30 protein-coding genes are annotated in these 25,918 nt (G+C 64.4%); 10 read left to right on the top strand and 20 right to left on the bottom strand.

The genetic code is table 11. The features are described 5' to 3' along the window. Positions 1–51: 51 nt before the first annotated feature. From IP83_RS09610 to IP83_RS09675, 14 genes are all read right to left on the bottom strand, one after another. The gene (locus IP83_RS09610) at positions 52–627 is read right to left on the bottom strand and encodes a VOC family protein (RefSeq protein WP_231624987.1); all 576 of its coding nucleotides are present in this window, start codon (positions 625–627) and stop codon (positions 52–54) included. Next, the gene (gene cofE / locus IP83_RS09615; RefSeq protein WP_197274331.1) at positions 624–1,397 is read right to left on the bottom strand and encodes a coenzyme F420-0:L-glutamate ligase; all 774 of its coding nucleotides are present in this window, start codon (positions 1,395–1,397) and stop codon (positions 624–626) included. Before cofE ends, IP83_RS09610 begins: the two co-directional genes overlap by 4 nt. Further along, complete coding sequence (gene npdG / locus IP83_RS09620; RefSeq protein WP_054122000.1) at positions 1,394–2,056, bottom strand: NADPH-dependent F420 reductase; 663 nt, start codon at positions 2,054–2,056, stop codon at positions 1,394–1,396. Before npdG ends, cofE begins: the two co-directional genes overlap by 4 nt. 164 nt (positions 2,057–2,220) lie before the next feature. Beyond that, positions 2,221–3,489 (bottom strand): hypothetical protein, encoded by a 1,269-nt coding sequence (locus IP83_RS09625; RefSeq protein ID WP_054122001.1) that lies wholly within the window; start codon positions 3,487–3,489, stop codon positions 2,221–2,223. Next, positions 3,486–4,262 carry an SDR family NAD(P)-dependent oxidoreductase gene (locus IP83_RS09630; protein WP_054122002.1) on the bottom strand — a complete coding sequence of 259 codons (777 nt, stop codon included), beginning with the start codon at positions 4,260–4,262 and terminating at the stop codon, positions 3,486–3,488. The genes IP83_RS09625 and IP83_RS09630 overlap by 4 nt, the downstream gene beginning before the upstream one ends. Beyond that, positions 4,259–5,443, bottom strand: coding sequence for a sulfotransferase (locus IP83_RS09635; protein WP_054122003.1), 1,185 nt, complete (start codon positions 5,441–5,443; stop codon positions 4,259–4,261). The genes IP83_RS09630 and IP83_RS09635 overlap by 4 nt, the downstream gene beginning before the upstream one ends. A gap of 13 nt (positions 5,444–5,456) precedes the next feature. Further along, positions 5,457–6,260, bottom strand: coding sequence for an SDR family NAD(P)-dependent oxidoreductase (locus IP83_RS09640; protein WP_054122064.1), 804 nt, complete (start codon positions 6,258–6,260; stop codon positions 5,457–5,459). 5 nt (positions 6,261–6,265) lie between these two features. After that, positions 6,266–7,120, bottom strand: a complete 855-nt coding sequence (locus IP83_RS09645) for an SDR family oxidoreductase (protein WP_054122004.1) — start codon at positions 7,118–7,120, stop codon at positions 6,266–6,268. A gap of 2 nt (positions 7,121–7,122) precedes the next feature. Continuing rightward, on the bottom strand, positions 7,123–7,509 hold the full coding sequence (locus IP83_RS09650; RefSeq protein ID WP_054122005.1) for a carboxymuconolactone decarboxylase family protein: 387 nt from the start codon (positions 7,507–7,509) through the stop codon (positions 7,123–7,125). Between the two features lie 24 nt (positions 7,510–7,533). After that, complete coding sequence (locus IP83_RS09655; RefSeq protein WP_231624988.1) at positions 7,534–8,403, bottom strand: NAD(P)-dependent oxidoreductase; 870 nt, start codon at positions 8,401–8,403, stop codon at positions 7,534–7,536. A 27-nt stretch (positions 8,404–8,430) separates the two neighbouring features. Continuing rightward, complete coding sequence (locus IP83_RS09660; RefSeq protein ID WP_054122006.1) at positions 8,431–9,183, bottom strand: tyrosine-protein phosphatase; 753 nt, start codon at positions 9,181–9,183, stop codon at positions 8,431–8,433. A 4-nt stretch (positions 9,184–9,187) separates the two neighbouring features. Further along, on the bottom strand, positions 9,188–9,694 hold the full coding sequence (locus IP83_RS09665) for a VOC family protein (RefSeq protein ID WP_054122007.1): 507 nt from the start codon (positions 9,692–9,694) through the stop codon (positions 9,188–9,190). A gap of 10 nt (positions 9,695–9,704) precedes the next feature. After that, positions 9,705–10,478, bottom strand: a complete 774-nt coding sequence (locus IP83_RS09670; RefSeq protein WP_156309656.1) for a hypothetical protein — start codon at positions 10,476–10,478, stop codon at positions 9,705–9,707. A gap of 33 nt (positions 10,479–10,511) precedes the next feature. Continuing rightward, positions 10,512–11,285 (bottom strand): SDR family NAD(P)-dependent oxidoreductase, encoded by a 774-nt coding sequence (locus tag IP83_RS09675; RefSeq protein ID WP_054122009.1) that lies wholly within the window; start codon positions 11,283–11,285, stop codon positions 10,512–10,514. Between the two features lie 5 nt (positions 11,286–11,290). Here IP83_RS09675 and IP83_RS09680 point away from each other — a divergent pair, with 5 nt between their 5' ends. The 7 genes from IP83_RS09680 to IP83_RS09710 are packed head-to-tail and all read left to right on the top strand — an operon-like array spanning position 11,291 to position 17,533. Next, on the top strand, positions 11,291–12,697 hold the full coding sequence (locus IP83_RS09680) for a sulfotransferase (RefSeq protein WP_231624989.1): 1,407 nt from the start codon (positions 11,291–11,293) through the stop codon (positions 12,695–12,697). A 20-nt stretch (positions 12,698–12,717) separates the two neighbouring features. Continuing rightward, positions 12,718–13,035 carry a 2Fe-2S iron-sulfur cluster-binding protein gene (locus tag IP83_RS09685; RefSeq protein WP_054122011.1) on the top strand — a complete coding sequence of 106 codons (318 nt, stop codon included), beginning with the start codon at positions 12,718–12,720 and terminating at the stop codon, positions 13,033–13,035. A 2-nt stretch (positions 13,036–13,037) separates the two neighbouring features. Further along, positions 13,038–13,415 (top strand): limonene-1,2-epoxide hydrolase family protein, encoded by a 378-nt coding sequence (locus tag IP83_RS09690; protein WP_054122012.1) that lies wholly within the window; start codon positions 13,038–13,040, stop codon positions 13,413–13,415. 2 nt (positions 13,416–13,417) lie between these two features. After that, positions 13,418–14,452, top strand: a complete 1,035-nt coding sequence (locus IP83_RS09695) for an LLM class flavin-dependent oxidoreductase (protein WP_054122013.1) — start codon at positions 13,418–13,420, stop codon at positions 14,450–14,452. Then, complete coding sequence (locus tag IP83_RS09700; protein ID WP_054122014.1) at positions 14,445–15,368, top strand: Rieske (2Fe-2S) protein; 924 nt, start codon at positions 14,445–14,447, stop codon at positions 15,366–15,368. Before IP83_RS09695 ends, IP83_RS09700 begins: the two co-directional genes overlap by 8 nt. Before the next feature lie 30 nt (positions 15,369–15,398). Beyond that, entirely contained in the window at positions 15,399–16,472 is a 1,074-nt protein-coding gene (locus tag IP83_RS09705) for an aromatic ring-hydroxylating dioxygenase subunit alpha (RefSeq protein WP_231624990.1), read from the top strand. Further along, entirely contained in the window at positions 16,469–17,533 is a 1,065-nt protein-coding gene (locus tag IP83_RS09710; protein WP_054122015.1) for an LLM class flavin-dependent oxidoreductase, read from the top strand. Before IP83_RS09705 ends, IP83_RS09710 begins: the two co-directional genes overlap by 4 nt. Positions 17,534–17,590: 57 nt before the next feature. On the opposite strand, the gene IP83_RS09715 is transcribed toward IP83_RS09710, so the two are convergent. From IP83_RS09715 to IP83_RS09730, 4 genes are read right to left on the bottom strand one after another with little or no spacing between them, the layout of a single operon-like run. Next, positions 17,591–18,436 (bottom strand): SDR family NAD(P)-dependent oxidoreductase, encoded by an 846-nt coding sequence (locus tag IP83_RS09715; RefSeq protein WP_054122016.1) that lies wholly within the window; start codon positions 18,434–18,436, stop codon positions 17,591–17,593. Beyond that, entirely contained in the window at positions 18,433–20,082 is a 1,650-nt protein-coding gene (locus IP83_RS09720) for an FAD-dependent oxidoreductase (protein WP_054122017.1), read from the bottom strand. Before IP83_RS09720 ends, IP83_RS09715 begins: the two co-directional genes overlap by 4 nt. 4 nt (positions 20,083–20,086) lie before the next feature. Further along, positions 20,087–20,515 (bottom strand): limonene-1,2-epoxide hydrolase family protein, encoded by a 429-nt coding sequence (locus IP83_RS09725; RefSeq protein WP_054122018.1) that lies wholly within the window; start codon positions 20,513–20,515, stop codon positions 20,087–20,089. 4 nt (positions 20,516–20,519) lie between these two features. Then, on the bottom strand, positions 20,520–20,906 hold the full coding sequence (locus IP83_RS09730) for a nuclear transport factor 2 family protein (protein WP_054122019.1): 387 nt from the start codon (positions 20,904–20,906) through the stop codon (positions 20,520–20,522). Between the two features lie 127 nt (positions 20,907–21,033). Here IP83_RS09730 and IP83_RS09735 point away from each other — a divergent pair, with 127 nt between their 5' ends. Genes IP83_RS09735 through IP83_RS09745 form a run of 3 tightly spaced genes read left to right on the top strand, consistent with a single transcriptional unit; the run spans position 21,034 to position 24,298 of the window. Continuing rightward, positions 21,034–22,317 carry an MFS transporter gene (locus IP83_RS09735; protein ID WP_231624991.1) on the top strand — a complete coding sequence of 428 codons (1,284 nt, stop codon included), beginning with the start codon at positions 21,034–21,036 and terminating at the stop codon, positions 22,315–22,317. A gap of 2 nt (positions 22,318–22,319) precedes the next feature. Next, entirely contained in the window at positions 22,320–23,471 is a 1,152-nt protein-coding gene (locus tag IP83_RS09740) for an oxidoreductase family protein (protein ID WP_054122021.1), read from the top strand. Positions 23,472–23,503: 32 nt separating this feature from the next. Continuing rightward, complete coding sequence (locus IP83_RS09745; RefSeq protein WP_231624992.1) at positions 23,504–24,298, top strand: SDR family NAD(P)-dependent oxidoreductase; 795 nt, start codon at positions 23,504–23,506, stop codon at positions 24,296–24,298. A gap of 48 nt (positions 24,299–24,346) precedes the next feature. Here IP83_RS09745 and IP83_RS09750 read toward each other — a convergent pair whose 3' ends face one another. Together IP83_RS09750 and cofC are read right to left on the bottom strand one after the other, a co-directional pair. Next, on the bottom strand, positions 24,347–25,267 hold the full coding sequence (locus tag IP83_RS09750; RefSeq protein WP_054122023.1) for a TIGR03619 family F420-dependent LLM class oxidoreductase: 921 nt from the start codon (positions 25,265–25,267) through the stop codon (positions 24,347–24,349). Further along, on the bottom strand, positions 25,264–25,914 hold the full coding sequence (gene cofC / locus IP83_RS09755; protein WP_054122024.1) for a 2-phospho-L-lactate guanylyltransferase: 651 nt from the start codon (positions 25,912–25,914) through the stop codon (positions 25,264–25,266). Before cofC ends, IP83_RS09750 begins: the two co-directional genes overlap by 4 nt. Between the last annotated feature and the right edge of the window lie 4 nt (positions 25,915–25,918).

A 25,918-nucleotide genomic window follows, 5' to 3' on the forward strand; every position in this document is an offset into this window, starting at 1 on the left:
ACGATGTCAGCCGCCGGGTATCGAGTTTGCCCACACGGGCTCTGCCAGCCTTTAGGAGGCATATTCGGCAAGCCGCGCCATCGGACGAACCGGATCTGTGACCCGATCCCAACTGGCTTGAGCCTTCGCCATCAAGCTCAGCGACCCGAGCATCGCCTCGGAGAGTTCCATCAGTTCGACATAGGCGCCGTTCGAGCTTCGCGTATCGAACAGGCAAAACCGCTCGCCCGCCGGCATTCGTCCGGCAAAAGCGACCTGATGGCCCGCCGCCGAAAGCCGGGCGAAGCCGGCATCAAAATCGCAGCGCGGCATGATGTGATGCAGTCCCTCACCGTGCTGGTCGAGAAAATCCCGGAACGGGGAGGCGCCAGCATTGGTCTGTTCGAGCAGTTCGATCAGCGTCCCGCCGGAAAAGCCGAAGCCGACTCGCATCGAAACCTCGGTCGGCTGGCCATAATAGAGCTGCCCCGGCAACACCGGGACGTCAAAGACGAAGAACGGCCCGGCACCCAGATCCCGGGTCCAGTAGAGCAGAGCCCGATCCAGATCGCGCGTGACGTGGCACAGTTCAATGATCGCGCCTTCGGGCTGCATCCATATGCCCTTATGGCTGATGAGCTCGCTCATGCGAAAAGATCCTGGGCCGGAGGACGGACAATGGCCGATGCCGGGCATTCGCCAGCAGGCAGCGGATAGCCGCGCACCAGCGCAGCCGGCACCCCTTCCCCGCCTTCGCCGGTCACGAGTCCGGCCGCCGTGGCAATCATGTCGGCCAGCGCAACCTGCGTTACTTCCAGAATCCGCCCATCGCGATCGGCCTCGCCGCGCCGATCGACCAGCGCCGGCAAGCCACTGGCCCCGATCCCGACATTCACCACGCCGTGCCGCCATGGCCGGCCAAAGCTGTCGGAAACAACGATCGCCGGTGCCTGTCCCAACGCATCGGCAAGGCCTGCGCGCAAGACCGCCGCGGACTGGTCCGGCGACTGGGGCAAAAGCAGCACATGGTCGTTGCCGTCCGGCCCCAGGTTGGATTGGTCAATTCCGGCATTGGCCATCACCAGGCCTAGGTGGTGACGGGTGATGAGGACATGGGGCACGGCCCGCACGATATGCGTTGATTCCGCCAGCACCAGCTCAACCAGCCGCGGATCCTTGAGGGTTTGTTCTGCAAGCTCAGCCGCACGTTCCGATACCGAGACCTTTCGGAGATCGACGAACCGCCCCTCTGCCTTGGACATGATCTTGGAGGTGACAACCAGAATGTCGCCGGCTTCGATGGCCAGACCCGCCTCGGACAATGCGTCTGCCAGGATGGTCACCAGCGAGTCGCCCGGACGCACCTCGCCGATCCCGCTGAGCGGGACAATCGACAAGGCGCGCGGGACCTGTTTCAAGCGGGCTCCACCAGGGTTCCGGTGATCTGCACCCCGGCGCCATCGACCGCGTAGGTCTTGTTGATGAAGATCAGGATCGAGGTCAGGGCTTCCGCCGCCGCCGAATTGACCAGGGCACCGCCGTGGACCGGGCGCAGGCCGCAATCGCGCACCAGGGCCGCAACGCGGGTGCGCTCGGCCTTTTCATCCCCGAAAACCAGCACGTCGCAGGCGATGGTCTCATCCGTGGCCAGCTTGTGGGCGGCGACATTGTGGAACGCCGAGACGACCTTGACCTGCTCGCCCAGCAAGCGTTGGGCCCGCACTGCGGCGCTGCCTTCGGCGGGAAGCTGGACCCGCATGACCTTGGGCGGAGCCAGCGGAACGGTCGTATCGACCACCAGCTTCCCGGCAACATGCGGGGCGATGTCGGCCAGGGTGCCCTCCTGCGCGGCGAACGGCACGGTCACGATCACGAGCTCAGCGGCTGCGGCCGCATCGGCGTTGCTCATCCCGGTGAGCCCGAAGCCCAGCTCGGCCGCTTTTGCGGCAGCGCCCTCAGCGGCCCGTGACCCGAGGATTACCGTGACCCCGGCCTGGCCCAATCGCCGGGCGATGGCCGATCCCAGGGCCCCGGTGCCCCCGATTACGGCAACGCTACCGCCGGTCCAATTCGCCATGTTAAGCTCCTGCCTGTGTCGGGTCCGGCAAAGGCGCCGTTCCATAGGGTGTAGTGCATCGTCGAGCCGGCCGCCGGCTGGCCCGGGGGTGATAGGGCCTCCGCAGCCATGAACCACCCAAGACCAAAAGCGGCCCGGCGACAAGACGGCCGCTCGGGTACGCGTCAGACATCGAGGCTGACACCGGAATTGCGCCATCCCTCAGGGTTGGTCCGCTGGGCAAAAGCCTGGGCCCGGGTCGCGTTCTGGCGGCGACGGCCATCCAGATCGATCCGGGGAATGTCATGCGGGATATCGGCCAGCTTCACCAGGCTCACCTCCCGAATCATCCGCTCGAGCTGTGGCTCCCCCGGCACGCCTTGCCAGCGGGTGAGCATCCAGCCCTCGTGCAGTCCGCAGGTGTCGATCCAGTTGGCCAAGCCCGGATCGACCAGCGCGATCGCGTAGGTCACGGTGCCATCGGGGGTGTTGGTGACCTGTGACGTGTTGAGGCTGGCCAGCCGATGCATCGGGTCGGGGGCAATCGTCCAGGGATCGGTGATCTGAAACCCGGTGTAGTAGCTGCCGACCGGATCGAGCGTCACCAGTACAGCCTCGTCATCCGCAACCGCGAACCGGCCACCCGCGAGGTAACCCCAGTTGCCGTCGCGCCCATTGGGCCCGATCAGCTGGTTCGGGGCTGGGAACCCCAGGAAGCTGTCCTTGAAGCCCCGCCAGAACCGAACCCAGGCCGGCATATCGGCGATGATGGCGGCCGCGATGTCCGCTTCGCTGCGGGGCTGCCAGTCGGCGGGCGGATCGAGCCTGCGCACAGTCACTTCAGCCGGCCGCTGGTTCCAGTCCGCCTGACTGTCGCGCGTGTAGATCTGGATCCGCCCGGGCTCGCTCTGCAAGTGGAGGGGGCCGCCGGGATCGGGCCCAACGGTGACCGTCACGCGGCGGTCGGCATCGCAGTGCGGCAAGAGCTGCTGCAGGGTCAGCGCGCCGATATTGCGGCCTAGCCCAGCATGGTGCGCGGGCTCCATCTCGATCACCACGCTGAATTGCGGCGGATTGTCCGAGAAGCCGATCTCGATCTCATAATGTCCGCTACCGTCCACTGGGATTTCGCGGTTGAAATTGTCCGGGTTGTCGACCGCCACCGCGGCACCGCCATAGCTATGGCCAAACCAGTGGCGCGGCGGGTTCGACACATTCCACACCACCATGGGCGCAGCGGGATCGCCATTGGCCTTGCGCATGGCCAGCGCCAGCACCCATTGGTCCAGCGCGCGATCGAGGCTGAGTGCGCCATCCGGGACACTCGCCGCCGGATCGCAGCGCATCTGGTTCCGCGCCTCCTCCCGCGCTGCCCGCACATCGGCGCGCTCGATCAGGGTCAGTGCCAGCTTTTCTGTTGCAGCCTGATCAGGCGTGTAGAGCGGGTTGCTCATGAAATGGTGCCGACCCTGCCACCTTCGACAAAGACCGTGCTGCCCGTGGTATAGCTCGAGCCAGCGCCAGCCAGCAGGATCGCTGCGCCAACCGCCTCATCTGCCGCGCCGAAGCGCTTGATCGCATTGCGTTCGGCCAGCCCCAGCCCCCGGTGGATTTCCGCCTCTTGCCCGTCAGGGCTCATCGAGCCGACGCACAGGCAGTTGATCCGGGTGTGCGGAGCCTGGGTCTTGGCCAGTTCGCGCACCAGGAACAGCAGCGCCGCCTTGCTGACTCCGTAAGCGACAGCCGGCGGAATGGGGGTAAAACCGCCGCAGCTCTGGACCGCGATAATCGATCCATGGCCGTGGGCTTGCATATCGGCCTCGGTCAGTTCGGTCAGCCGCCAGGTCGCCATCACGTTGACGTCCATCGCGGTTTTCCAGACCGCATCGCTGTTGGCCCACAGCCCGCCATCATGGGCATAGACCACGCCGGCGGCAGCGTTGTTGAACACGATATGGATTGGCCCGAAGGCTTCGCGAGCCCGGGTGACGAGATGTTCCAGATCGGCCTTTTCGCCGGCATCTGCCGTGACCGCCAGAGCCCGCCCGCCTGAAAGCGCGTTGATCTCGCCGGCTATGCGGTCCAGCCGGTCTTGCGAGCGAGCTGAAATGACTACGTTCGCGCCCAGTTCGGCATAGGCCTTGGCGACGTGTTCCCCAACGCCGGGGCCAACGCCGGTCAGGATGGCGGTCCGGCCGTCGAGACGGAATCGGTCCAGAACACTCATGGGGCTTCCCCTTTCGCCGGATGGCCAAGCAGATCGCCAAAGCGGTCGTAATAGTCCGCCATGCGAGCGCGCACTTCGGCGATGTCGATGCCGTACTGCTCGGGCGAGTGCCGATGCTTGCCCATCCGTTTGGCTGCCGGGTTGTCGGCCAGAAAGCGGCCGATCTGGGCCTTGTGCGCGTCCGAAAAGGTCAAGCCGAACCGGTCGTAGATCCGCTGCACCGCACCCATCGGATCCGCCACCACATCCTTGTGCGCCAAATCGATGATCCGTCCCTCGATGGCCGGATCACGGCGCGCGGCCAGGGCCCGGTTCATTCCGGCGATCCAGGTTTCGACCACATCGCGGCCGATCGCAGCCTTGTCCTTGTCGCCCCCGAAGGCGGCGAGGAAGCCCGCAATCATGCTCGACAGCGAGGAAAAGGTCAGCGCGGGATCGCGGTGCGTCCACACCAGCATGGCCCCGGGATAGGCTTCCAGCAGGGCCGGCAGATCGAACAGGTGCTGCGGCGATTTCAGCGTCCAGCGGCCTTTGGGGCCCTTCCATTGGAAGTTCTGCAACAGGCGTTTGTGAGAGACATATTGCCCGGTCACAGGATTTCCGCGCAGCCACCGGGCGAAGTCTGGCACGCCCAGTTCCGCCGCGAAATTGGTGCTGCCGAAATGGTACTGCATCCCGTGATTGCACTCGCCCGGCTGGGTGCAATCGAAGCGCTGGATATCAAGCAGTTGCGGGGCATGCTTCAGCCAGTTGTCGTACATCGCCTTGACCTGCGCGATGCGCGGGTCGGTGGTGAAGCTGGCTGCTTCCGGCGGTGGCCAGGGGATATACCATTCCCATTCGCGCGGCGCGCGGGCAGCAGGATCGAGGCACAGCAGGTCGTAACTGATCGTCGTGCCGGTGCGCGGCAGCCCGATCACGATCAGCGGGTCGCCCACGTCCTGCGCGGCGATCTCGGGGTGCAGCCGGTCGTCTTCGACAAACCGCAGCCGGGTGGCCAATTGCCCGACGATATTGTGAGCCGCCATATGCCGCAGTTGCTCGTTTGGCCCCATCGCCTCGACCGCCGCGACCAACCGCACGAAGCCCTCGCGCCAGCCGGTGTCGGGCCCGAAATCGCAGAGACCTGTCATGTCGCGCGCCGCTTGCTCCAATGCGCCCACCGTGAGCGGCGCGGTCATGGCAGCGGCCTCGTCATGACAGGTGCTGCTCCATCATCTCCAGCAGGTCGGCATAGTGCGGCTGGTGCGACAGCCCGCCGCCCGAGATCGAGATGTTTTCGCCCGTGATGTAGCGGCTCTCATCCGAAGCGAGGAAAGCGACCAGCGCTGCGATATCGTCCGGCGTGCCGAATTCGGGGGTCAGCACATGGCGCTTGATCAGCTCCTTGAGCCCGGGGACCGTCTTGTCGAGCGCTTCGGTCAGGACCACGCCCGGGGCCACGGAATTGCAGCGGATGTTCTGGCGGCCGTGCTGGGTGGCGATGTACTTCGTCATCGTGATGATCGCCCCCTTGGAGGCGCCATAGGCAATGCGGGCGAGATCACCGGCCGTGCCGCTGTTCGAAGCCGTGTTGACGATCGAGCCGCCACCAGCCTTGAGCATATGCGGGATCGCGTATTTGCAGCCCAGCAGATAGCCCCGCAGATTGACATCGATGATCTCGTCCCAGATCTCGATCGGGATGGTCACGGCGTCAGTGTCCAGCGGATGCTTGGCCGGATCGGTCATGGCGGCATTGTTGTGGAGGATATCGAGCCGCCCGAAATGGCTGACGGTCTGTTCCACCATCGCCTCGACCGAGGCCGGATCGGCGGCATCAAATTGCACCGCCAGCGCGGCATCGCCCAGCGGGGCCGCGACCGCCTGCGCCAGATCGGCGAACAGGTCCGCCACCGCCACGCGCGCGCCTTCCGCCACGAACCGGCGCACCACGGCGGATCCGATCCCGCCGCCGCCACCCGTCACGATCGCGACCTTGCCTTGCAGTCGGTCCATATCCGTCATCCCCCGGTAAACATCTTGTTGAACTCAACGAACCCGATCAGCCGGGCTTTCCGGTCTGCCTGCACCTGCTGCTGCTTTTCCTGGCCGGGCCCGTCAGGAACGATCTGCAGCGGTTCGCCCGCGAGCAGGCCGGCCAGCGCATTGTGGGTTACATCGGCCGGGTCGTAGACATCGGACACGTCGAAACCCTCGGGCACCATGCGCAGCAGCGTGGGGGTCCGCATGATCGGTGCGGCAATGCCGATCACGTCGATCCCGCGCTCGTGATATTCCGCCCACAGCGATTCCGCGAAGTTGATCTCGAACGCCTTGGTGGCCGAATAGAGCGCGAGGTTCGGTTGCCCGCCCAGACCGGCACCTGATGCCATCACGATGATCCCGCCCTTTCCGTGTGCAGCTTGGCCCTGCCCGTCCTGGCCGCGCGCCAGAAAGCCCTTGCCGAAGCCATTCGCAGCATCGATCAGCGTGGAGATATTCATCCGCACCAGCCGGTGCGCGGCAGCAGTGTTGTCCTCAAAGAAGCTGGAGAAACCGTCCGCGCCGGCGTTCGAGATATAGAGCCCAACGTCCAGACCGGCCGCCGCTTCGACAATCCGCTCGCCCGCGCCGTCCTCGGTCAGGTCCTGCAACACCGCGAGATAGGCAATGCCGAATTCAGCCTTGAGCGCCTCGCCCAGGGCTTCCAGCGCGGCCTGGCGGCGCGAGACCAGGACAAGGTTGATCCCCATCCCGGCCAGTTCCCGCGCGTAGCATTCGCCGGTGCCCTCCGAGGCCCCGGCAATCACCGCCCATGGCCCGTATTTTTGGCGGAATGCCCCTTCGTCGAGCGGCAGACGGGCCAGCGGGCGCATCGTCAGGCGTCCTTCTTCATCGCGGCAACCCGCGCCTTGGCCGCCTCGATTCCCCGGAACAGCGCAGTGCAATTGCCCGCACCCGCATAGAACAGCAGGAACAGTGGAATTTGCTCGAGCTGCTCCTCGGTGAATTCATCGTTGATCAGTGCGCCCGTCATCTGGATCTCGACTAGATCCTGCCGGCCCAGCATGGCAGTTGCGCCCAGAACCATCAGCCGCTTCTCGCGAATGCTGAACGCGCCGTTGCCCCACAGGTTGGCGAACTGATTGCCGACGATTTCCTGATTGAACGGGGAATCCTTGAACGGTGTGACCATTGCCGATGTGCCCGGCCCGTAAACCGCATCGAACATTTCCAGACCCTTGGCCCAATTCTCTTCGTTCATAGCGTCTCTCCCGAATGCATTGCGTTAGGCCGAAATCGGCTGGCCTAGTGGATACTCCAGCCCCGAGGTCGACAGGGCGTTGTCCATGATGAGTTCAACCATCGGCAAGCGCACGCCAAATCGAGCGGCCTCGGCAACGGCCACTTCCAGATCCTTGATCATCAGCATCTGGAAGTATTCGCGCATCTTGGTTTCAGCCGGATCTCCGGCAGGTTCGGGGCGCTTGACCATCGCCAGGGCGCCCTCCAGGCCGCCGCCGGCGGTGGGGTCGCCTGCCAGGGCCATGGTCAGCTGATCGAGGTTGACGCCATAATTGCGGGCGATGACCGCGCCTTCGTAGCCGGCGCGCATGCAGCCGAAGAAGGTGGTGTTGCGTGCGATCTTGGCGGCCATGCCGGCGCCCGGGCCGCCCATGTGGATCACCTGCTGCGCGAAACCATCGAAGATCGGCTTGGCCGCGGCAAGATCGGCATCGCTGCCGCCCGCCATGCAGATCAGACCGTTCTGGCCCGACTTCGGCCCGTTGGTGACACCGCAATCCAGCAGGGTCACACCGACATCGGCGCAGAGCTTCTGGGCACTTTCCAGATCGGCCATGGCGATGGTCGAGAGCAGGATCACCGTCTGGCCAGACTTGCCTGCTGCCAGCACCCCGTCTGGCCCTGACAAGACCGCGATGGTCTGGGCCCCGTTAAGCACCGCGATCAGCACACAATCCGAAGCTGCGGCCAGATCGCGCGGCGTTGCCGACATCGGCGGGGCGCCGGGCACATTGGCCGCCGCTTCCGCCCGCACATCATAAATCGCCGCGAGTTGGCCTGAACGCTGCAGACACTGGGCGACCCCGCCGCCGATGCCGCCAAGCCCGATAACTCCACCCGTATGCATATCCATGATCCCTTTTTCAGGCCGAAGGCCCGTTCAATCCACCAAGACAGTTCGAATATGGCTTTGCGCCGCACCATCGATCCCGGCCGCGGCAAAATAGCCCGGCACATCAGACCAGACGCGGGCGATTTCCGCCCAGGCGGCCTCCAGATAGTCCTCGCGCACGCCGATCAGGGCATCAATCTGATCGGGGCTTGGCATGAAGCCGAAACTCGCCATCATCCCCGGCTCGACCTCTCCGGCGCGGACCAGGTTTTCAGCAAAGATTGCCGAGCGCAGATAGTCCGCGACAATCGCCTCGCGCGGCACTCCGACCAGTTCCAGCAGCAAGGCGATCGCTACGCCGGTCCGATCCTTGCCGGCCGTGCAATTGACCAACATCGGCACGTCACCTGCCTGCAAAGCCGCTGCAACCGTGGCCCAGTGCGGCAGCAAGGCGCCCACGATCTCGCGGTAGGTCTCGGCCATAGTCGAAACGGCGATGTCGAGTTCAGGCCCCTTGATCAGGCGCTCGCGGCCCTCGTTGCCGAACACTCTGAGATCGGCATTCACGTCTAGCCCGAGCCAGAGGCAATCGGCCCCGTGCCAGTCGTGCGGCACTTCTTCACGTTCGCGGGCGGAGCGCAAGTCAATGATCGAGCGGAACCGCCGGTGGCGCAAGGCCGCCAGCTGGTCCGGCGCAAAATTGCGCGGTCCCTCGCTGCGGAACAGCACGCCGCTGCGGGTATGGCCGCCCGCAGCCGGGAGCCCGCCAAGATCACGAAAGTTGAGGGTGGTCACCGGCATGGCGTCAAAGGGCCGGATAGACAGGAATGGCGGCTGCCAGCTGCGCGTAGAAGCCGGCATCGAACCACACATGTTCAACATAATGGCCAAGTGTGCTCCGTTCATCGGTATAGGCAAAGCGCATCATGTCGGCAAAGGCGCCGCTCCACACCACCGGATGCCGCACGGGGTCGAGCGACGCCATATGGGCCTCGAAATCGGCCAGGGTGCCTTCGATCCGCATGGCGACATGATGGAAGCGCAGGGCGAAACTGCCATCGGCGGGCAAGGGTTCGGCGTGCAGCGGTGCGCTGCCGTCCAGCGGCTCGATCAGCTCGATTTCGGTGCCGCCGACATTCGCCAGCGCAATCTTCAGGCGATAGGGATGCGACGATTCCAGCCCCGGCATGTCGTTGGTGAAGACATGGAACGCCGGCACGTCGAAGTCCTCGCGCCAGACGGCCAGCGCCTGTTCCAGATCGGTCGTGACATAGGCAATCTGGCTATGCCGGGCGTTCGCGCGGGGAAACATGCTTTTCTCCTCAAGGCACCAGCTGGCTTTGTCCGCCGAACATCAGCCGGGTGATGATCGGCGGCAGCGTGACCACCAGCAGAAAGGTGACCTGGAACATCACGATGAAGGCCCCCAGCCGCTTGGCCTCATGGCCCCAGCCGGACCCGCCCGGGACAATGCCAAGCTTGCGCTCGTGCCACCACAGCCCGGCTTCATCCGTGGTGGCAAGCAGGGCCACAATCCACGCCGCCCACAGCGCCAGGATCACTGGCCAGAGGATCGACATCCCTGCGCCGTTGGCCGCCGTCCACTGCGGCCCGATAACCGCGTTGTAGGACCACCAACTCTGCGCCACCGCGCTGCCTTCGGCCCACAATTCATAAGCAGAATAGAGCGGGAAAACCGCGATAAACGCCCATGCGTTGATCGACAGGCCCGGAAACCGGCGAGACAGCCAGCGCGTGAGCATCAGCAGCGGGGTGAGCGACAGTGCGAACCACCAGCCCCAGCTGAGCGGGATGAAGACCGGCTTGATCGGCGTGGTATAGGCCATTTCACCCCAGAACGGCAGCCGGGCAAAGGCCGGGTTCCACGAGAGGTAGGCGCCCCAGTCGCCAAAGAACTCCTGCCAGAAACTCGATGAGGCGGCCAGCAGCAGCAACAGCATCACGGGCAGGCGCCGGGTCCGCAGCGCCCAAAGTACACACGGCACGAAGATCAGCGGCCACAGATAGAAGCTGCCCGTCTCCATCATCCATGTGTTCACTGGCGGCGGCATCTCGGTCATCTGGGTTGGTTCCATGTCGCTTGTGTGTCCAAAATTCGGTGATCTACGTCAGTTGTTCGCGATCTTGCCGCCATCGACGATCAAGGTGTCACCCGTGTGGTACCGCGCCAGATCGCTGGCGAGATAGACCACCGCGCCCCACAGGTCCTCGGGCTGGCCAGCCCGCCCGATCGGGGCCTTCGCGGCAACCATGCCGGCGATCATTTCGCCCAGGGCCGGATCGGCCATAGTCATTTCGGTGATGATGAAGCCCGGCGCGATCACGTTGCAGCGAATGCCATGCGGCCCCAGTTCGGCCGCTATGCCCTTGGCCAGCGCATTTAGCGCGCCCTTGGCTGCGCCATAATGCGTCATCGTCGGCACGCCCTGGAAGATCGAGCCGCTGCCGCACAGGATCAGCGAACCGCCCTCGCCGCGCTCGACCATGTGGCGGGCGACTTCACGCAGGGTGAAGACCACCCCGTGCTGGTTGACATTGATCAGCGCATGGTAGGTTTCCGCATCCATTTCGATGAACGGCTTCTGGCTCGCAATGCCAGCATTCGCGACCACGGTGTCGATCTTGCCCATTATGTCCAAGGCCTCTGCCACACCCGCGACGATGGACGCCTCGTCGGTGACATCCACCGATTGCGCATGAACCTTCGCGCCCAGCGCCCGCAACTTGTCAGCCGCACGCTCGTTGGCGTCGGCCCGGCGGCCCCAGATCACCAGGTCGCTGCCGGCCCGGGCGAGCCCTTCGGCAAAGCCGAAGCCCAGGCCAGAATTGGCTCCGGTGACAAGCGCCACTTTGCCGGTGAGGTCGAACAGATTCTGGGCCATCGGTTGTGCGCATCCTCAAGCATTCTGGTGCTCTGATGCGCTGGCTAACCCCACACCTGATCAAGCCCGCATATCTTTGGGTAGGCCAACGTTCGTTTTTCTCCCCCTTTAGATTGCCCTCACACCGATGGGAGAGTGGCATGGCAGGCGGGCAAACGAAGGGCGAGGTGTTCGACATCACCGACATGCTCACGCCCGTGCTGACCGAACTGCAGCAAGCCGCCCTCGCCGGGGCCGCGCAGGCCCGTTTCGATTTCTCGGCCGACGCAATTCTGGGCGCGGCGCAGGCGCAGACCGGGCTGAGCGATTTTGGCGCGATGGATTTTGTCGAGCGGCTGGAACTGTGGTGTCAGTGCGTCAAGGACGACGGTTTCCTCAGCCCGATTTCGCACGCGGGGCTGTGGACGATGTTCCTGCGCTATGCCTGCGACCGCCTGCGCGTGGAAGATATCTGCAAGCGCCACCCAGAGATCCTGGACATCGCGATCGATCGGCCGATCATCGTAGCCGGCCCTCCCCGATCGGGGACGACTCACCTGCTGGGTCTGCTCTCGGCCGATCAGCGACTGCGTTCGCTGCCCTGGTGGGAGGCCATCGCTCCGGTGCCAGCGGCGGCGGATGCGCCGACGGCCGATGACCCCAATCCGCGCTGGACCCGCGCGGCTGCCGGCTGGGAACAGCAGGATGCGATGATGCCGCTGTTCAAATACATGCACGAATTCTCGCCCGATCATATCAGCGAGGATATCGAACTGCAGGCGCTGGATTTCTCGTCCTACCTGCTCGAGTGGATGGCGCTCGTGCCGAAGTGGCGCGATTACTACCTCAGCCATGATCAGGGCGGAACCTACGCCTATCTCAAGAAGGGCCTGCAGGTTCTCACCTTCCTGCGTGGAGGTGGCCGCTGGGTGATCAAGTGCCCGCAGCACATGGAGCAGTTGCCGGCGCTGCGGGCCACGTTCCCTGATGCCACTTATGTGATCACCCACCGCGATCCGGTCGCTTCGATCCGCTCCACGCTGTCGATGTGGCTCTATGCCTCGCGCATCCTGCGCACCAAAAGTGATCCTGAAGAGCCGAAGGGCTACTGGATCGATCGCTATCGCATCCTGTTGGCGCGCTGCGTGCGGGATCATCACCTGTTGCCCCCCGAGCAGACGGTGGACGTCTATTTCCACCAGTGGATCAAGAACCCCGACAGCATTCTGGGCGAAATCTATGCCAAGGCCGATATCCCCCTGGACGCGGCAACTTTGGCAACGCTCCACCAGTATCACGCGGATCACGATCCCGGGGTCAAAGGCCGGGTGGTGTTCAACCTGGAGCGCGATTTCGGCCTGACAGCCGAAGATATTCGCAAGGATTTCGATTTCTATTTCAATCACTTTCCCGTCGAACGGGAAGTGAAGTAAGCCACCTGAGGAGACCGACCGTGACAACCATCAATGTGATCAATCGTGCCGGTGTCAGCAGCGCCGTCGCCGCGACCCCCGGCCAGTCGCTGATGGAGCTGATCCGCGATGCCGGGTTCGATGAGCTGCTGGCCCTGTGCGGCGGGTGCTGCTCGTGCGCGACGTGCCATGTGATTGTCGACGATGCCGCCGCCACCAAACTGCCGGCGATGAGCGACGACGAGAACGACCTGCTCGATAGCTCCGATCATCGCACGGCGGGCAGCCGGCTGTCCTGCCAGATCCAGATTACCGATGATCTGGACGGGATGACCGTGACCATCGCCAAGGAAGACTGACCATGAGCGACGCGCTGGCCGAAGTTCTCGCATTTTTTGACGAATGGAAGCCCACGCTGGGGGACATGCTCGCGGCGATGGAGCGGCGCTTTACCAATCAGACGGTGTGGGAAAACGTGGGCGTATCGCGCACCGTCGGCTTCGCCGAGGCCAGAGCCTTCATGGATGGCTTCGCCCAGATGAAGCCGATCGAAAGCGGTGAGGTGATCGTGCACCACGCCTCCGCGACCGGCAACGTGGTGCTGACCGAACGGACAGACAACTTCTTCGACAAGGACGGCAATCTGATCGTTTCACTCAAGTTGATGGGCGTGTTCGAAATGGAGGGCCCGCGGATTATGGCCTGGCGTGATTACTTCGATACCGCGAAGGGCTTCTGACCATGCCAGCGGCCAAACCCGACGCCAAAGCAGTTTGGGCCGAGCTGCCCGTGTTGCCCGCGGGCGAGCTGGTGCCGCTGGTCCAGGGCTGGGAGGCGGCCGGGGTCGAAGGCGTCTGGGCTCCACAGATCTTCGGCGCGCCGTTCACCGTGCTGGCCGCTGCCGCTGCGGTGACCAGCCGGATCAAGCTTGGCACCGGCATCGCCCTGGCCTTTACGCGCAGCCCGCTCGAGACCGCGTGCAGCGCGATCGATCTTGACCATATCAGCGATGGCCGCGCGGTCCTCGGCCTCGGCTCCAGCGCGGAAAGCCAGATCGAAGGCAGTTTCGGCATGCCCTATGGCAAGCCCTTGGCGCACATGCGCGAGATCGTCGGGCAGGTTCGCGAGGTGATCGCGCGCGGCCACACCGGGGAACTGGCGCGTCTCGAAGGCGAATATCACTCGCTCGACCTGTCCCACTTCCGCCTGGTCCGCCCCGCGCGGCGCAGCGCGATCCCGATCTATCTCCCCGCCGTGTTCGAAAAAGCCTGCGAACAGGCCGGGGCGCTTGCGGACGGCCTGCTGGGGCATCCGCTATGGACCACGGGTTGGCTGCGCGACCGGGTGGGCCAGTCGGTTCAGGCGGGCCTCGACAGGGCCGGCCGCAGCCGCAGCGCGATCGACATCAACCTGATGATGTTCACCGTGATCAATCCGGACCGGGCCGAGGCAATCTCCGATGCCCGCGCCAATATCGCGTTCTACACCCAGTCGCCGCAATACCTGCGCTACTTCAGCGAGATCGGCTTCGGGACCGAGGCCAAGGCGATCCAGGCGGCTTTCGCCGCCCAAGACTATGAGGCCATGGCCAAGGCCTGCAGCGACGACATGGTCAGCGCGATCACCATTGTCGGCTCTGCCGACGAGGTGCTCGCGCAAGTGGCTGAGCGGGCTGCATTGGCGGATTCGATCACCCCCGTGGTGCCACAATTCGGGATCGCCCCGGACAAGGCTGCACATTACCGCCAACGCATCGCGGAGGTGTTCTATGGCTGACCCATGGTGGGCCGTCGCGCGGTCCGAAGAGGTGACCTCGGCGAAGCCGATCAACGTCGATATCGGCGACCAGCCGGTGGTGCTGTGGCGCGATCATGAGGGCATGCCGCGCGCCCTGGAAGACCGCTGCCCGCACCGCCGCACGCCGCTGTCGCTGGGCTGCGTGCTGGGCAACGGCATGATCCAGTGCGGTTATCACGGCTGGACCTATGACGGCGCGACCGGCCACCTCAAGGACATTCCCAACCTCAAAAGCACGGTCAAGTTCCCCCCGATCTATCGCGCTGCGGCTTTCGGGGTGGCGGAAAGCGGCGGCTTCGTGCGGGTCTGCCTCGATGCCAAGTCAGCTGCGCCCGAGCCAGCTTCGGTGACCCTGCCGCTGTCGGGCAGCGTCGATGTGGCGCTGGACCATGAGCATTTCATTGCCGCACTGTTCGACAATCCGGGACTGGTCATGGCGATCCGCGGGGTACGGTTCACGCCCTATCTGATGGCCGAACTGGCCGAACAGAAGGGCAAGCTGGTGCTGGAACGGTCATGCCAATGGGCTGGGCCGCGTTGGCCTTCCCCGTTCAGTTCGGACTTCCCGATAACGCTGCGCATCGCCACCGATCCGGTCACCGGCGAGTGTGATCTGCTCCTGCGCGACGATGCCTTCCATCCGCTGTTGCAGGCCACGCTGGCGCCGGTCCCGGCGGCGCGCGGGGTCACGCAGGTTCGCTGGCGGGCCCGTTTGGCCGAGCGCCGGCCCGGCCTCCGGGCCGGCCTGATGGGTCTGGCTGCAGGATCCCCTTTCACCATTCGGCCCTCGATCGATGGTGCGGCCCTGCGCGTGCTCAAGCCATCGGCCTCGATCCACGCCGCCGCCCTGCGTGAGACCATTGCATCTGCCCAGCCCCAGGCTGGCGCCACCTGAGACCTGTCCGAATTCCCGGAGGAGACGATCATGCTCGACGTCAAGCACACCCATCCCGCTGGACCGGAAGACCCCTATGTCGATCCGATGACCGCTGATCCGCAGGCCTTTGCGGCCAAGGTCAATGCCTGGGTGCCCCATGATATCATGCTGAAAGATGCGTGGTTTCCGCTCGCCCACAGCTTTGCGGTCACCGCCAAGCCGGTGCGCCGCGCGGTCTATTCGCAGCCCTTCTTCCTGTGGCGGGAGGGCGGCCTTGCCGTGGCCGCGGAATTCCATCCGACCGAAGCTCCAGCGGACGGCAAGAGTGCCTACACCAACTCAGCCGGCCGTTATCCCGTGATCGAGAAATATGGCTATATCTGGTGCTGGTTCGGCAACCCGGCCAACGCCGCCCCCGAACACGTTCCCAGCCTGCCTTACCTGCCCGAGGAGGGCGGCCTGCCGCTCCACATGCTCGGCACCGTGCGCTTCGACTGTACGGCTCCGCTGAGCCTCGAGAACCTGATCGACCTGACCCACGCCGATTTTCTACATGCCGATGTCGTCGGCGATGAGAAGATGGACAAGGAAACGGTGGAGGTGTTCCACGACAGCGAAACCATCACAATGGTGCGCACCTGCGTGAACAAGTCGGTCGCGCCAATCATGAAGCTGTTCGGCGGGGTGCGGTCCGATGTGCAGCAGGTCCGGCAGGTCATCCGCATCTATCTGCGCAGCCACGCGGCCATCGCCTATGGCCGGTTCAGCCCGGGCGACAACGTTCAGCTGTTTCACCCCTGCGTGCCCGAAACCCGCGACCGCACCCGGCTCGACTATACAATGAACACGTCGAACGTGAAGAAAACCAACCTGTTCCGCTACCTGATGCCGAAGGCCAGCTACAAGGTCTCGCGCCAGGACAGCTACATGACCAGTCCGCAGAGCCCCCGCTACATGCAGCCGGAGCGGCGCAAGGATCTGCACTCCCCACTGGACGAGGCCGGGCAGAAATATCGCGTCTTGATGATGGCCCTGGCCGAACGGCAGGCGCGCGGAGACTTCACCTATCGCGATAATGTCAGCGCCGATTGCAGCGAGATGATTGGATACCACAAGCCATGAGCACATTGACCAACGCAACCGGCGGCGAGCGCCGCTGGTGGGGCGTCATGCCCATCCTGCCCGCCCCCGTAATGGGCGGAATGGCCAAGCAGATGGAAGCGGCGGGCTTCGAAGGCTGCTTTTCGCTCCAGATCTATGGCCCGCCGTTCGTGCCCATGGCGGCCGTGGCGGCGATGACCGAGACGCTGAAGGTCTCCACCGGCATTGCCGTTGCCGGAACCCGCAGCCCGGTGGAAACCGCCTTCGCCGCGATGGAGCTCGACACGATCAGCCAGGGGCGTTTCGTGCTGGGCCTCGGCACATCACTGCACAGCGCGATCTGCGGAATTTACGGCGAGCCAAAGCGCAAGTTGCTCACGCATCTGCGCGAGGTGGTCAAGGTTGTGCGCTATATCAATGCCAATGCACACAAGGGGATGGAGCCGATCCACGGCGAGTATTTCAACGCCGAGTGGACCGAAATGATGCTCACCGCACCGCCGGTGCGTGAGGCCATTCCGATCTGGATCGCGGCGCTGAAGGACAAGCTGACCAGTCTGGCGCTGGAAGTCGGCGATGGCCTGATGGTCCATGCCCTATGGACGCTGGACTACACCCTCCAGAAAAAAGCCTTCATCGATGCCGAGCTGGCCCGCTTCGGCCGGTCGCGCAGCGATATCGAGATCAATGCCTGGCCATGGATCGCCATCAACGATGACAAGCAACAGGCGATCAACGACAGCCGCGCCACGGTCGCGGGCTATGCCGGCTACAAGGAGTATGAGCCCTTCTTCGAAGCCATCGGTTTCGGCGATATGGCCCGGGCCTGCCAGCTCGCCACCGGCGAGCATGGCAGCGTCGACAGCGTGATCGACAATGTCAGCGACGCTATGGTCGAGGCCTTTGTCAAATGTGGTCCGGTCGACGAGGTGCTCGACCAGATCGAGCCCTTCTGGGGCGTGGTCGACTCGCTCTGCCCGATGACCCCTTACCGCAACCTGACGATGGAGCAGCTGACCAGTTACAACGGCGGCCTCTATGCCATGGTAGCGGAAGCCAGGCGGCGCCAGGCGGCTGGCTGAAACCGCTTAGCCCCGGGCGGCGATCATGGTCGCTGCCCGGGCTGGAGCCTCTGGAGGCTAAGGCACCAGGATTTCCGCAAGTAGCGCTTCGCTGATGGTCCACAAGCGTTGCGCACCCGCCTCGCTCTGCGCTGCCGGGGTGGTTTTGGCGATGGCGCGCTTGGCGAAGTATTCGCCGGTTACACCCGGCGCACCGTCCTGCGCCAACCACAGGATCGTGTCGGCGCCCTGCTCGGGGGTGAGCGAAAAGGGCTTGCCGAACACATACATCAGTTTGACGATCAGTCCGCCGTGGCTGTCAAAATTGGTCTGCACCAGCCCGGGATGCACGGCATTGGCCCGAATACCGTGGGGCTGGAGCCGCCGGGCGAGCTCTCGGACATGCAGAATATTGGCCAGCTTTGACTGCGTGTAGGCATCGTTCAAGCTGAAGCGTTTGGTTTGCTGCAGGTCGTCCCACTTCATGTCCCGGATGAAGGTGTGCGCGATCGAGGCCGTATTGATGATCTGGGCGCCCGGCGCGGCGGCCTTGAGCAGAGGCACCAGCCGGTTGGTCAGCAGAAACGGTGCGAGATGATTGACGGCAAAGCATTGCTCCAGCCCATCGGCCGTTTCGACCCTTCTTGCCGGACTGAAGCCAGCATTGTTGACGAGCAGATCAAGCCGGCTGGTTCGTGTCGCGACCGCATCGGCAAAGGCCGCGACATTGGCCATGGCGGACAAGTCTGCACCGATCAGTTCGATCTGCGCAGCCGGTACCGCCGCCTTGATTGCGGCTAGCGCCGCCGCTGTCCGCCCCGGATCACGCCCCTGGGCAATAACCCGCCATCCGGCCCTGGCCAGTTCGCGGGCAACAACCAGGCCGATGCCCGAACTGGCCCCGGTGACGACCGCCGTTTTCATGCGCCTGCTAGACTTTTCCCCGCCAAGTAGCCGGTCACCATGGCTGGCCCAACGTTGCAGCCATGCGCCGGAGACTTGCCCTGCCAGATCGAATTGGCATCGAGCCCGGCCGCCCACAGCCCGGGCACCGGCGCTCCATCCTGACCGATCACGCGGCACTGATCGTCGATCTTGACGCCCACGGTGGTCGAGCCGTCACCCGGGAAAATCTCGACGGCATAGTAAGGCCCCTCGCCCAGCGCGCCGAAGCAGGCATTGGGCTGGTGCTTGGGATCGCCGATCTCGATGTCGATCCGGGTTTCGCCTTTGCCGAACATCGTGTCCTTGCCGGTCACCGCATCGGCCGCGACTTTGGCTGCCGTGGCTTCGAGGCCCGCTGGATCGACCCCGATCTGCGCGGCGAGTTCAGCCAGCGTCGCGCCGGTTTTCATGTAGCCGCAGGCAACCATCTCCTTGATCTTGCCGCCGCCCTGCAGCACCAGCCCCATGCCGTACTTCTTCACGAATGCAGCATTGGCGATGATATGCGCCGGGACCGCGCCGGCGGCGTGCATGGCCTCGACAAAGTGGACGCTCGCTTCATTCCCGAACCGCTCGCCGCGCTTGTTCACCGCGATGCAGCCAGGCTTCGACATATCGATGAGATGGGCAAACCGCTCGACATAGCCGTCCGGTCGGGTGCGCTTTGAGGCAACAGCCCATACTGCGTTGACGTGATTTTCGGCGCCCATGGCTGCGCCGGCCTGCGTGGCGGCATTGATCCCGTCCCCGGTGTTTTCATAGGGCAGGATCGAGAGATGCTGCTCGGCAAAGGGAATATAGGCCTTGCGCATCTCGGCATTGGCCGAGAACCCGCCGGAGGCGAGAACGACGCCCCTGGCGGCCTTGATTTCGGTCTCAACGCCTTTGATCCGGGCCCTCACGCCGCACACATGCCCATCCTGGACAACCAGCCCCTCGACCGGAGATTGCTCGAACAGGTCGACCCCGGCCGCCAGAGCCGAGTCGAACAAGCGACCCGCCAGCGCAGTCCCCATGGTCAGGCGCGAGCCGCGACCCAGGCGCTTGTTGTCGATCGCGAAGCGCAGCGCAATCTTGGCCATATGCCACAGCGCGCCCGGCGCGGGCAGGCGTTCCAGATAGGGCAGATCGAACAGGTCGATCATCATCCCGCCCGGCGCATTGAACTCATGTCGCGGGCGCGACAGCCGGTTGAAGTTGGCACCAAGCTGCTTGCCGTCGAATTCCGCCGGGGCGAGCAAACGCCCGTGATCGGCCGCCCCGGGGACTTCGGGATACCAGTCGCTTGAGGGCGGAGAGAGCAGGAAGTGGACCGAGGTGTTGCCTGCCAGCCATTCGACCATCGCAGGGCCATTGTTGATATAGGCATCGATCAGGGCTGTTTCCGCGCGGTTGCCGACCACCCCCAGCACATAGGATCGGGCACTCTCGGCCGAATCCTGCACCCCGGCGGCCCGCGCCTGGGGGCTGTCCGGGATCCAGATCCCTCCGCCTGAAATCGCTGTGGTCCCGCCAAAGTGATCCGCTTTCTCAAGCACAGCCACCTTGAGCCCGGCCTTGGCGGCCACCAGCGCTGCGGTCAGGCCCGCGGCGCCGGAACCCATGATCACAACATCATAATTCATCGCATCACTCTCCGGCACACATGATCGCGCGCATGGTCTGATCGTTGATCCCGAGCTGGCCAGCACAATCGAGCGCATCCCAGTATTCGCGCCAGAACGTGATCCGGCCGCTGTCATCGAGGTCGAACACACCGACGAGATGGGTCGTGGTGCGCTGGCCATTGGCCAGCTGCCGAACGGTATCGACCCTTTCGGTAAACACTGTGCGGCCGGACACCGCTACGTTCAGGATCTGGCAGGCGCATTCGTCATAGAGCTGGTACTGCCGCTCAAGTTCATCGACGATCGCGTCCGCCCCGTGCCGCACCGGGGCAATCGGCACGATTGGGTGATAGCGCGCATCATCGGCCAGCAAGGCCCGCAAGGCGGGAACGTCCAGCTTGTCGGTGTGAAACAGCGCGAGAAAGTCGCGCACGATCTGTTCGGCGTTCATGGTTTCAACCCTCTCCTGGCCCGAAAAAGGCCGCGACTTCACCGGTGTCAAAATATTCGCGGCCATGGATGATCTGGCCGGCGCGGAGCACAAACAGATCGTGATACGCGTTGGCGTAGACGCGCTCACCGAAATGGAATTCCGAGCGGATTTCTGCCGCCACCGTGTCACCCTCGGCGATCATTCCGATGATTTCGACCTTGCGCGGACTGGCCACCAGCAGCATCCCGCGAACGTCATCCGTGTAGGATTTGCGCGACACTTCGCCACGCCCGATCACCCACCAGGTGCACTCCGGCGCCTGCAATTCCTCGATCGCCGCAATGTCGCCGCTGGCCACAGCGCCCAGAAAGCGGCGCACGATCGCCTTGTTGGTTTCAGTGTCGTCCATCGTCCGCCCTTCGCTTGAAGTGGCTCCTGTCTGACATGGGCCAGCGGCGCCGCGCCTTTCCATCGGCAGGTTGCACGCCATGCCGCTCTGCAATGCTGGGCCAACAGAACCAAAACGGGAGAGCGGCGTGGCCAATGGGTCCGCACATTCGGGCTATCGTTGGTATGTGCTCGCCATCCTGACGCTGGCGCAGACCTGCCACGGCATGGACCGCGCGGTGATCGGTCTGGTGCTGAAGCCGATTGGCGACGAGTTCCACCTGTCGGGGCAGCAACTCGGCCTGCTGGCGGGGCTGGCCTATGGCCTGCCGTTCGCTCTGGCCGCAATCCCGTTCGGCTATGCGGTCGATCGGACCAATCGCAAGGTCCTGCTCAGCTGCGCCATGACCGCGTGGAGTGCGGCAACCGCGATCTGCGCCGTTGCGACCGGATACTGGAGCTTGCTGGCCGGCCGTGCGGCCGTGGGGGCGGCGGAAGCCGGCGGTTCACCGACTGGCCTTTCCATCCTGTCTGATTACTTCGGCACCGAGCGGCGCGCGACCGCGATCGGCATCTGGTATCTGAGCGCCGGGCTCGGCTTTGCCTTGGCCTTTTTAGCCGGTGGGCTGATCGTTTCCGCTTATGGCTGGCGGCTGACCTTTCTGCTGGCTGGCGTGCCCGGGATAATCCTCGCGCCGCTCCTGCTGTTGACCCTGCGCGAGCCGGCGCGCGGTCAGCTGGATCAGGCCGAGCCCGTGCTCAGGGCCAGCCTGTGGCCACGCCTGCGAGAATTGATGTCCCGGCCGGGTATCGCTTTGGGGGTCGCCGCGATCACCTGCATCGCCACGGGCATTTATGGCATGAGCACCTGGCTGGCGACCTTCCTGATTGTCCGCCATGGATTGCCGCTGGCCCAGGCTGGCACCACCGTCGCCATCGCTTATGGTCTGCTCGGCTCGGTGGGAGGTCTTGCCGCCGGCTGGGGGGTTGACCGGATCAATGCCCGGCGCGGCGGCTTCGATCCGGCGCGCACCGCCCTGATCGGCTCCGCCATCCCTTTGCTCACCGCGATCAGCGGGCTGGCTGCCGTGACCGCGGGTGACAGTCGCCTCGCGATCGGCTGCATCATGGCGGCGGGCCTGTTCAGCTCATCCTACAATGGCCCGGTCAACGCCATGATCGTCACCCAAGCCGGGCCCAACCTGCGCGGGCTGGCGATCTCGACGGTCCAGACCAGTGCCAACCTGATCGGCGTGGGCCTGGGGGCCTGGCTGATCGGCAAGATCAGCGACATCGTCGGCGGACGCGAAGGCCTGGCCTGGGGGATCGGCGCCGCGATGATCTTCTGCGTGGCAGGCGCCCTGCTGCTGCTGCTCGCCGCCCGCCAGATCAAGGCCGCCCAAGGCCTTGCCCATATTGTTTCAGGGAGTTAACGATGGATCCTCAAGCACCACCGCAATATCACAACCCGATCGTCGATCCCAACTGCGTGCCCCGCCCCTACCCGGCGCGGACAGATCACCTGCCGACGTCGATGGACGATGTGACAGCGGAATGGCTCGGCCGGATGATGGCCCACAAGTATCCCGGTGTTGCCGCACAGGCGATGGAAACGGTGGAATTGCTGAACAGCCACACCACCAAATGGCGCGTGAAAGTGGACTGGAACGAGGAAGGCAAGGCCGCCGGGCTGCCCGCCAATCTGTGCATGAAAGCCAACTGGTCGGGCTCGTTCGACAATGTCGACATTCATGCGCTGGAGGCGCGGTTCTATCAGTTCATGGTTCATGAAATGAAGGTGCCCACGGCCAAATGCTATTACGCCGACTGGGATGACGATGGCAGCGGCCATGGCTTCATCGTGCTCGAGGACCTGGTCCAGCGCGGCGGCCGGTTCGGTCATTCGACCAACGCCAACGGCGTCGAAATGATCATGGACAACCTCGAAGGGCTGGCCAAACTGCACGGCAGCCTGTGGGGCAGTGACAAGATCAGTCCCGCCCAGGCCCCCTGGTTGCAGACCCAGATGGATACCCCGGTCGACAGCGATCAGGTGCGGATCATGTGGCAGTGGATTGCTCTCAACCTGGAAGAACCGGGCTTCTGCGCGATTGCGCCCAAACATTACCTGGCCGATCCGCGCAAGGTTGAACGCGCCTTCGACCGGCTGGGCGAGATCGAACGGTCGCGCACCACGCCCTATTGTATCGTGCTGGGCGATTGCCATCAGGGCAACACTTATATCCTCCCCAGCGGCGAGCGGCTGTGGCTTGATTGGCAGCTGGTGCGCCGCGGGCGCCCGTGGCGCGACCTGACCTACTTCGTGATCGGCGCGCTCAGCATCGAGGAACGCCGCCATCACCACAAGGACATGGTCCGGCAATACCGTGACTATCTGATCGCCACTGGTGCGCAGGGCGTGCCCAGCTTCGAAGAGGCGTGGGAGGAAACCCGGCTGTGGGTGATGTACGGGATCCAGGCCTGGGTCGCGAACCTCGATGCCTGGGGACAGAACGGCATCCCCATGAACGAACGCTTTTTCGTCGCGGCCGAAGATTACGGCACGTGGCAACTGCTTGGAGAATGACGATGGTTGCACGGGGACTGGTTGCGGGAAAGGTGGCGATCGTCACCGGTGCTGGCGCCAACATTGGTGAGGCTTGCGCCAAGATGCTGGCCGCTCAAGGCGCCAGTGTGGTGGTGGCCGACATCAATCTGGTCGGGGCCGAGCGGGTCGCTGGAGAGATTGAGGCGGCTGGCGGTAAGGCTATGGCGCACTTTGTCGATCTGGGAGACGAGGCCAGCATCGCCACCATGGTCGCCACCGCAGTCGCGCGGTTTGGCCGGATCGATGTGCTCCACAATAACGCGGCCAACACCGGGGCCGGCCAGATGATGCAGGATGGCTCGCTGGCGGCGATGGATACCGCAGTGTGGGACGCTGCCTTTGCCATCAACACGCGCGGGACGATGCTGGTCACCAAGCATGTCGTGCCGCACATGATTGCCGGCGGGGGCGGCTCGATCATCAACACCAGCTCGGGCGTGTCGCTACTGGGTGACGTGCTCAACCCGGCCTACAGCGCGTCGAAAGCGGCGGTCAACGCACTGACCCGCAACACCGCCACCCAGCTTGGCCGGGCCAATATCCGCTGCAACGCGATCCTGCCCGGGCTGGTCCTCAGCCCGGTCGCCCGCGCCCAGATGACCGAAGCCCAGCTGGCGATGATCCAGCGGCATGTGCTGTTGCCGCGTGAAAGCGTGGCGGATGACATCGCCGGGGCCGTGCTGTGGCTGGCATCGGATCTGGGCGCCTTCGTGACCGGACAGATCATCTCGGTGGATGGCGGCATCTGCCACCACCAGCCGCATTATGCCGATATGCTGGACATGATGGCCGCTATGCCCGGCTGACTGTTGCGCAAAGCCCCGGCTCGGCAGCGCGCCGGCCGGGGTCCATGATCACACCACCGGCATGATCTCTTCGGCCACCCACTGCTGGCGATCGAGCCAGGCCTGCTCGCCGGTGATGCCCGGCGGCAGTGGCACGATGGTTTCGGTGATGCCCAGGTCCTTCAGCCAGCCGATCTGATCCAGGATCTTCTGCTTGTCGGCCGTGCCTGGCGCGCGCGGATCGTCGAGGATCTCGTGGTGCGCGCCGACATTGAGCATCTCCAGCGCGAAGAACACGTCGAGCGGGCGGCCATCATACTCGGGCTGTGACTTGATGAAGTCGATACAGGCCGGGAAGGTTTCCGGCGGGGTGCGGAACGGCGACCAGCCATTGCCGAACTTCGCCACGCGCTTCTGCACCGCCGGCGCATCGCCGCCAAACCAGATCGGGACGCCCGGCTTCTGCACCGGCTTGGGCCCGAAGCCGCAATTGCGGAAGTTGACGAAATCGCCCGAGAACTCAGGATCGTCCTTGGTCCACAGCTCGATGATGGCAGCCACATACTCATCCGCCATACGCCCGCGCTTCTCGAACGGCACGCCAAGCATATCGTATTCTTCCTTGAGCCAGCCGACCCCGAACAGTGCCTCGGCCCGCCCCCCGGTCAGCCAGTCCAGGGTCGACCAGCCCTTGGCCTGCACGATCGGGTTTTGCAGCGGGAGGATCGAAACCGAGGAGGACAGGCGCAGGGTCTTGGTCTGCCCACCGATGAAGCCGAGCGCGACCACGGTGTGGAAATACCAGTCACCGGACAGCGCGATATGCTCCTTGGGGATAATGAAGTGCTCGCCCAGCATGCATTTGTTGAAACCCAGCCGATCGGCCGCCGCCATCAGCCGGCCAACGTCCGAGCCGTTCAGCGCCCCTTCCCATGGCTGCACCATGGCGGCGACTTTCATGCTGTTGGGCACACCCACGTTGAGCTTCATCGCACACACTCCCCACCGGTTATATCCTGGTGGTTGTGGCGATCGGCCCGTGGCATCGGACCTTCCCAATGGCAGGCCTGTCTGACCCCGAAACCCCGGGTCTGCACAAATTCCAGATCATCGGGCGTATCGAGATCGGCGATCAGCCCAAGCCGTCGCAGCACCGGCATGGCCGGATGCTGGGCCACATGCTGCGCGCGGCTGTTCGGGCCAAAACAGTAATTGAACGGTTCAGAGCGATTGATGGCGAGGGCGTTTGTTCCCTGGCCGGCGCGATCGGTCGCCATCGCCGCTCCATGCCTATCGGCCAATTGCAACAGCGCGCTCAGATCGTCAGCAGACACGAGCGGAACATCGGCGTGGACTACCAGCGCGGGTGCCCCCTGCAAGCCAGCGCGCCAGGCTGAAAGCTCAGGGTTCAGGCCGCGATGGTGGTCGGGCAGCCATGCGCCATGCCACCAGTCGGCCCGCTCCGGGGACAGGATCGTGATGGAACTGATCGCGTCGCATCGGGCCAGTGCCCCCAGCACCCGGGCCGCCATCGCGCGCACCAGCACTAGCCGTTCGGCGTAATCCAGCACCCCGGCCAGGCGGGATTTTCCCGCTGCGCCCTGTTTGATCGGGACAAGCGCGTGCCACCCGGTCACCGCA

This window comes from Novosphingobium sp. AAP93, assembly GCF_001296055.1.
Lineage (GTDB): Bacteria > Pseudomonadota > Alphaproteobacteria > Sphingomonadales > Sphingomonadaceae > Novosphingobium.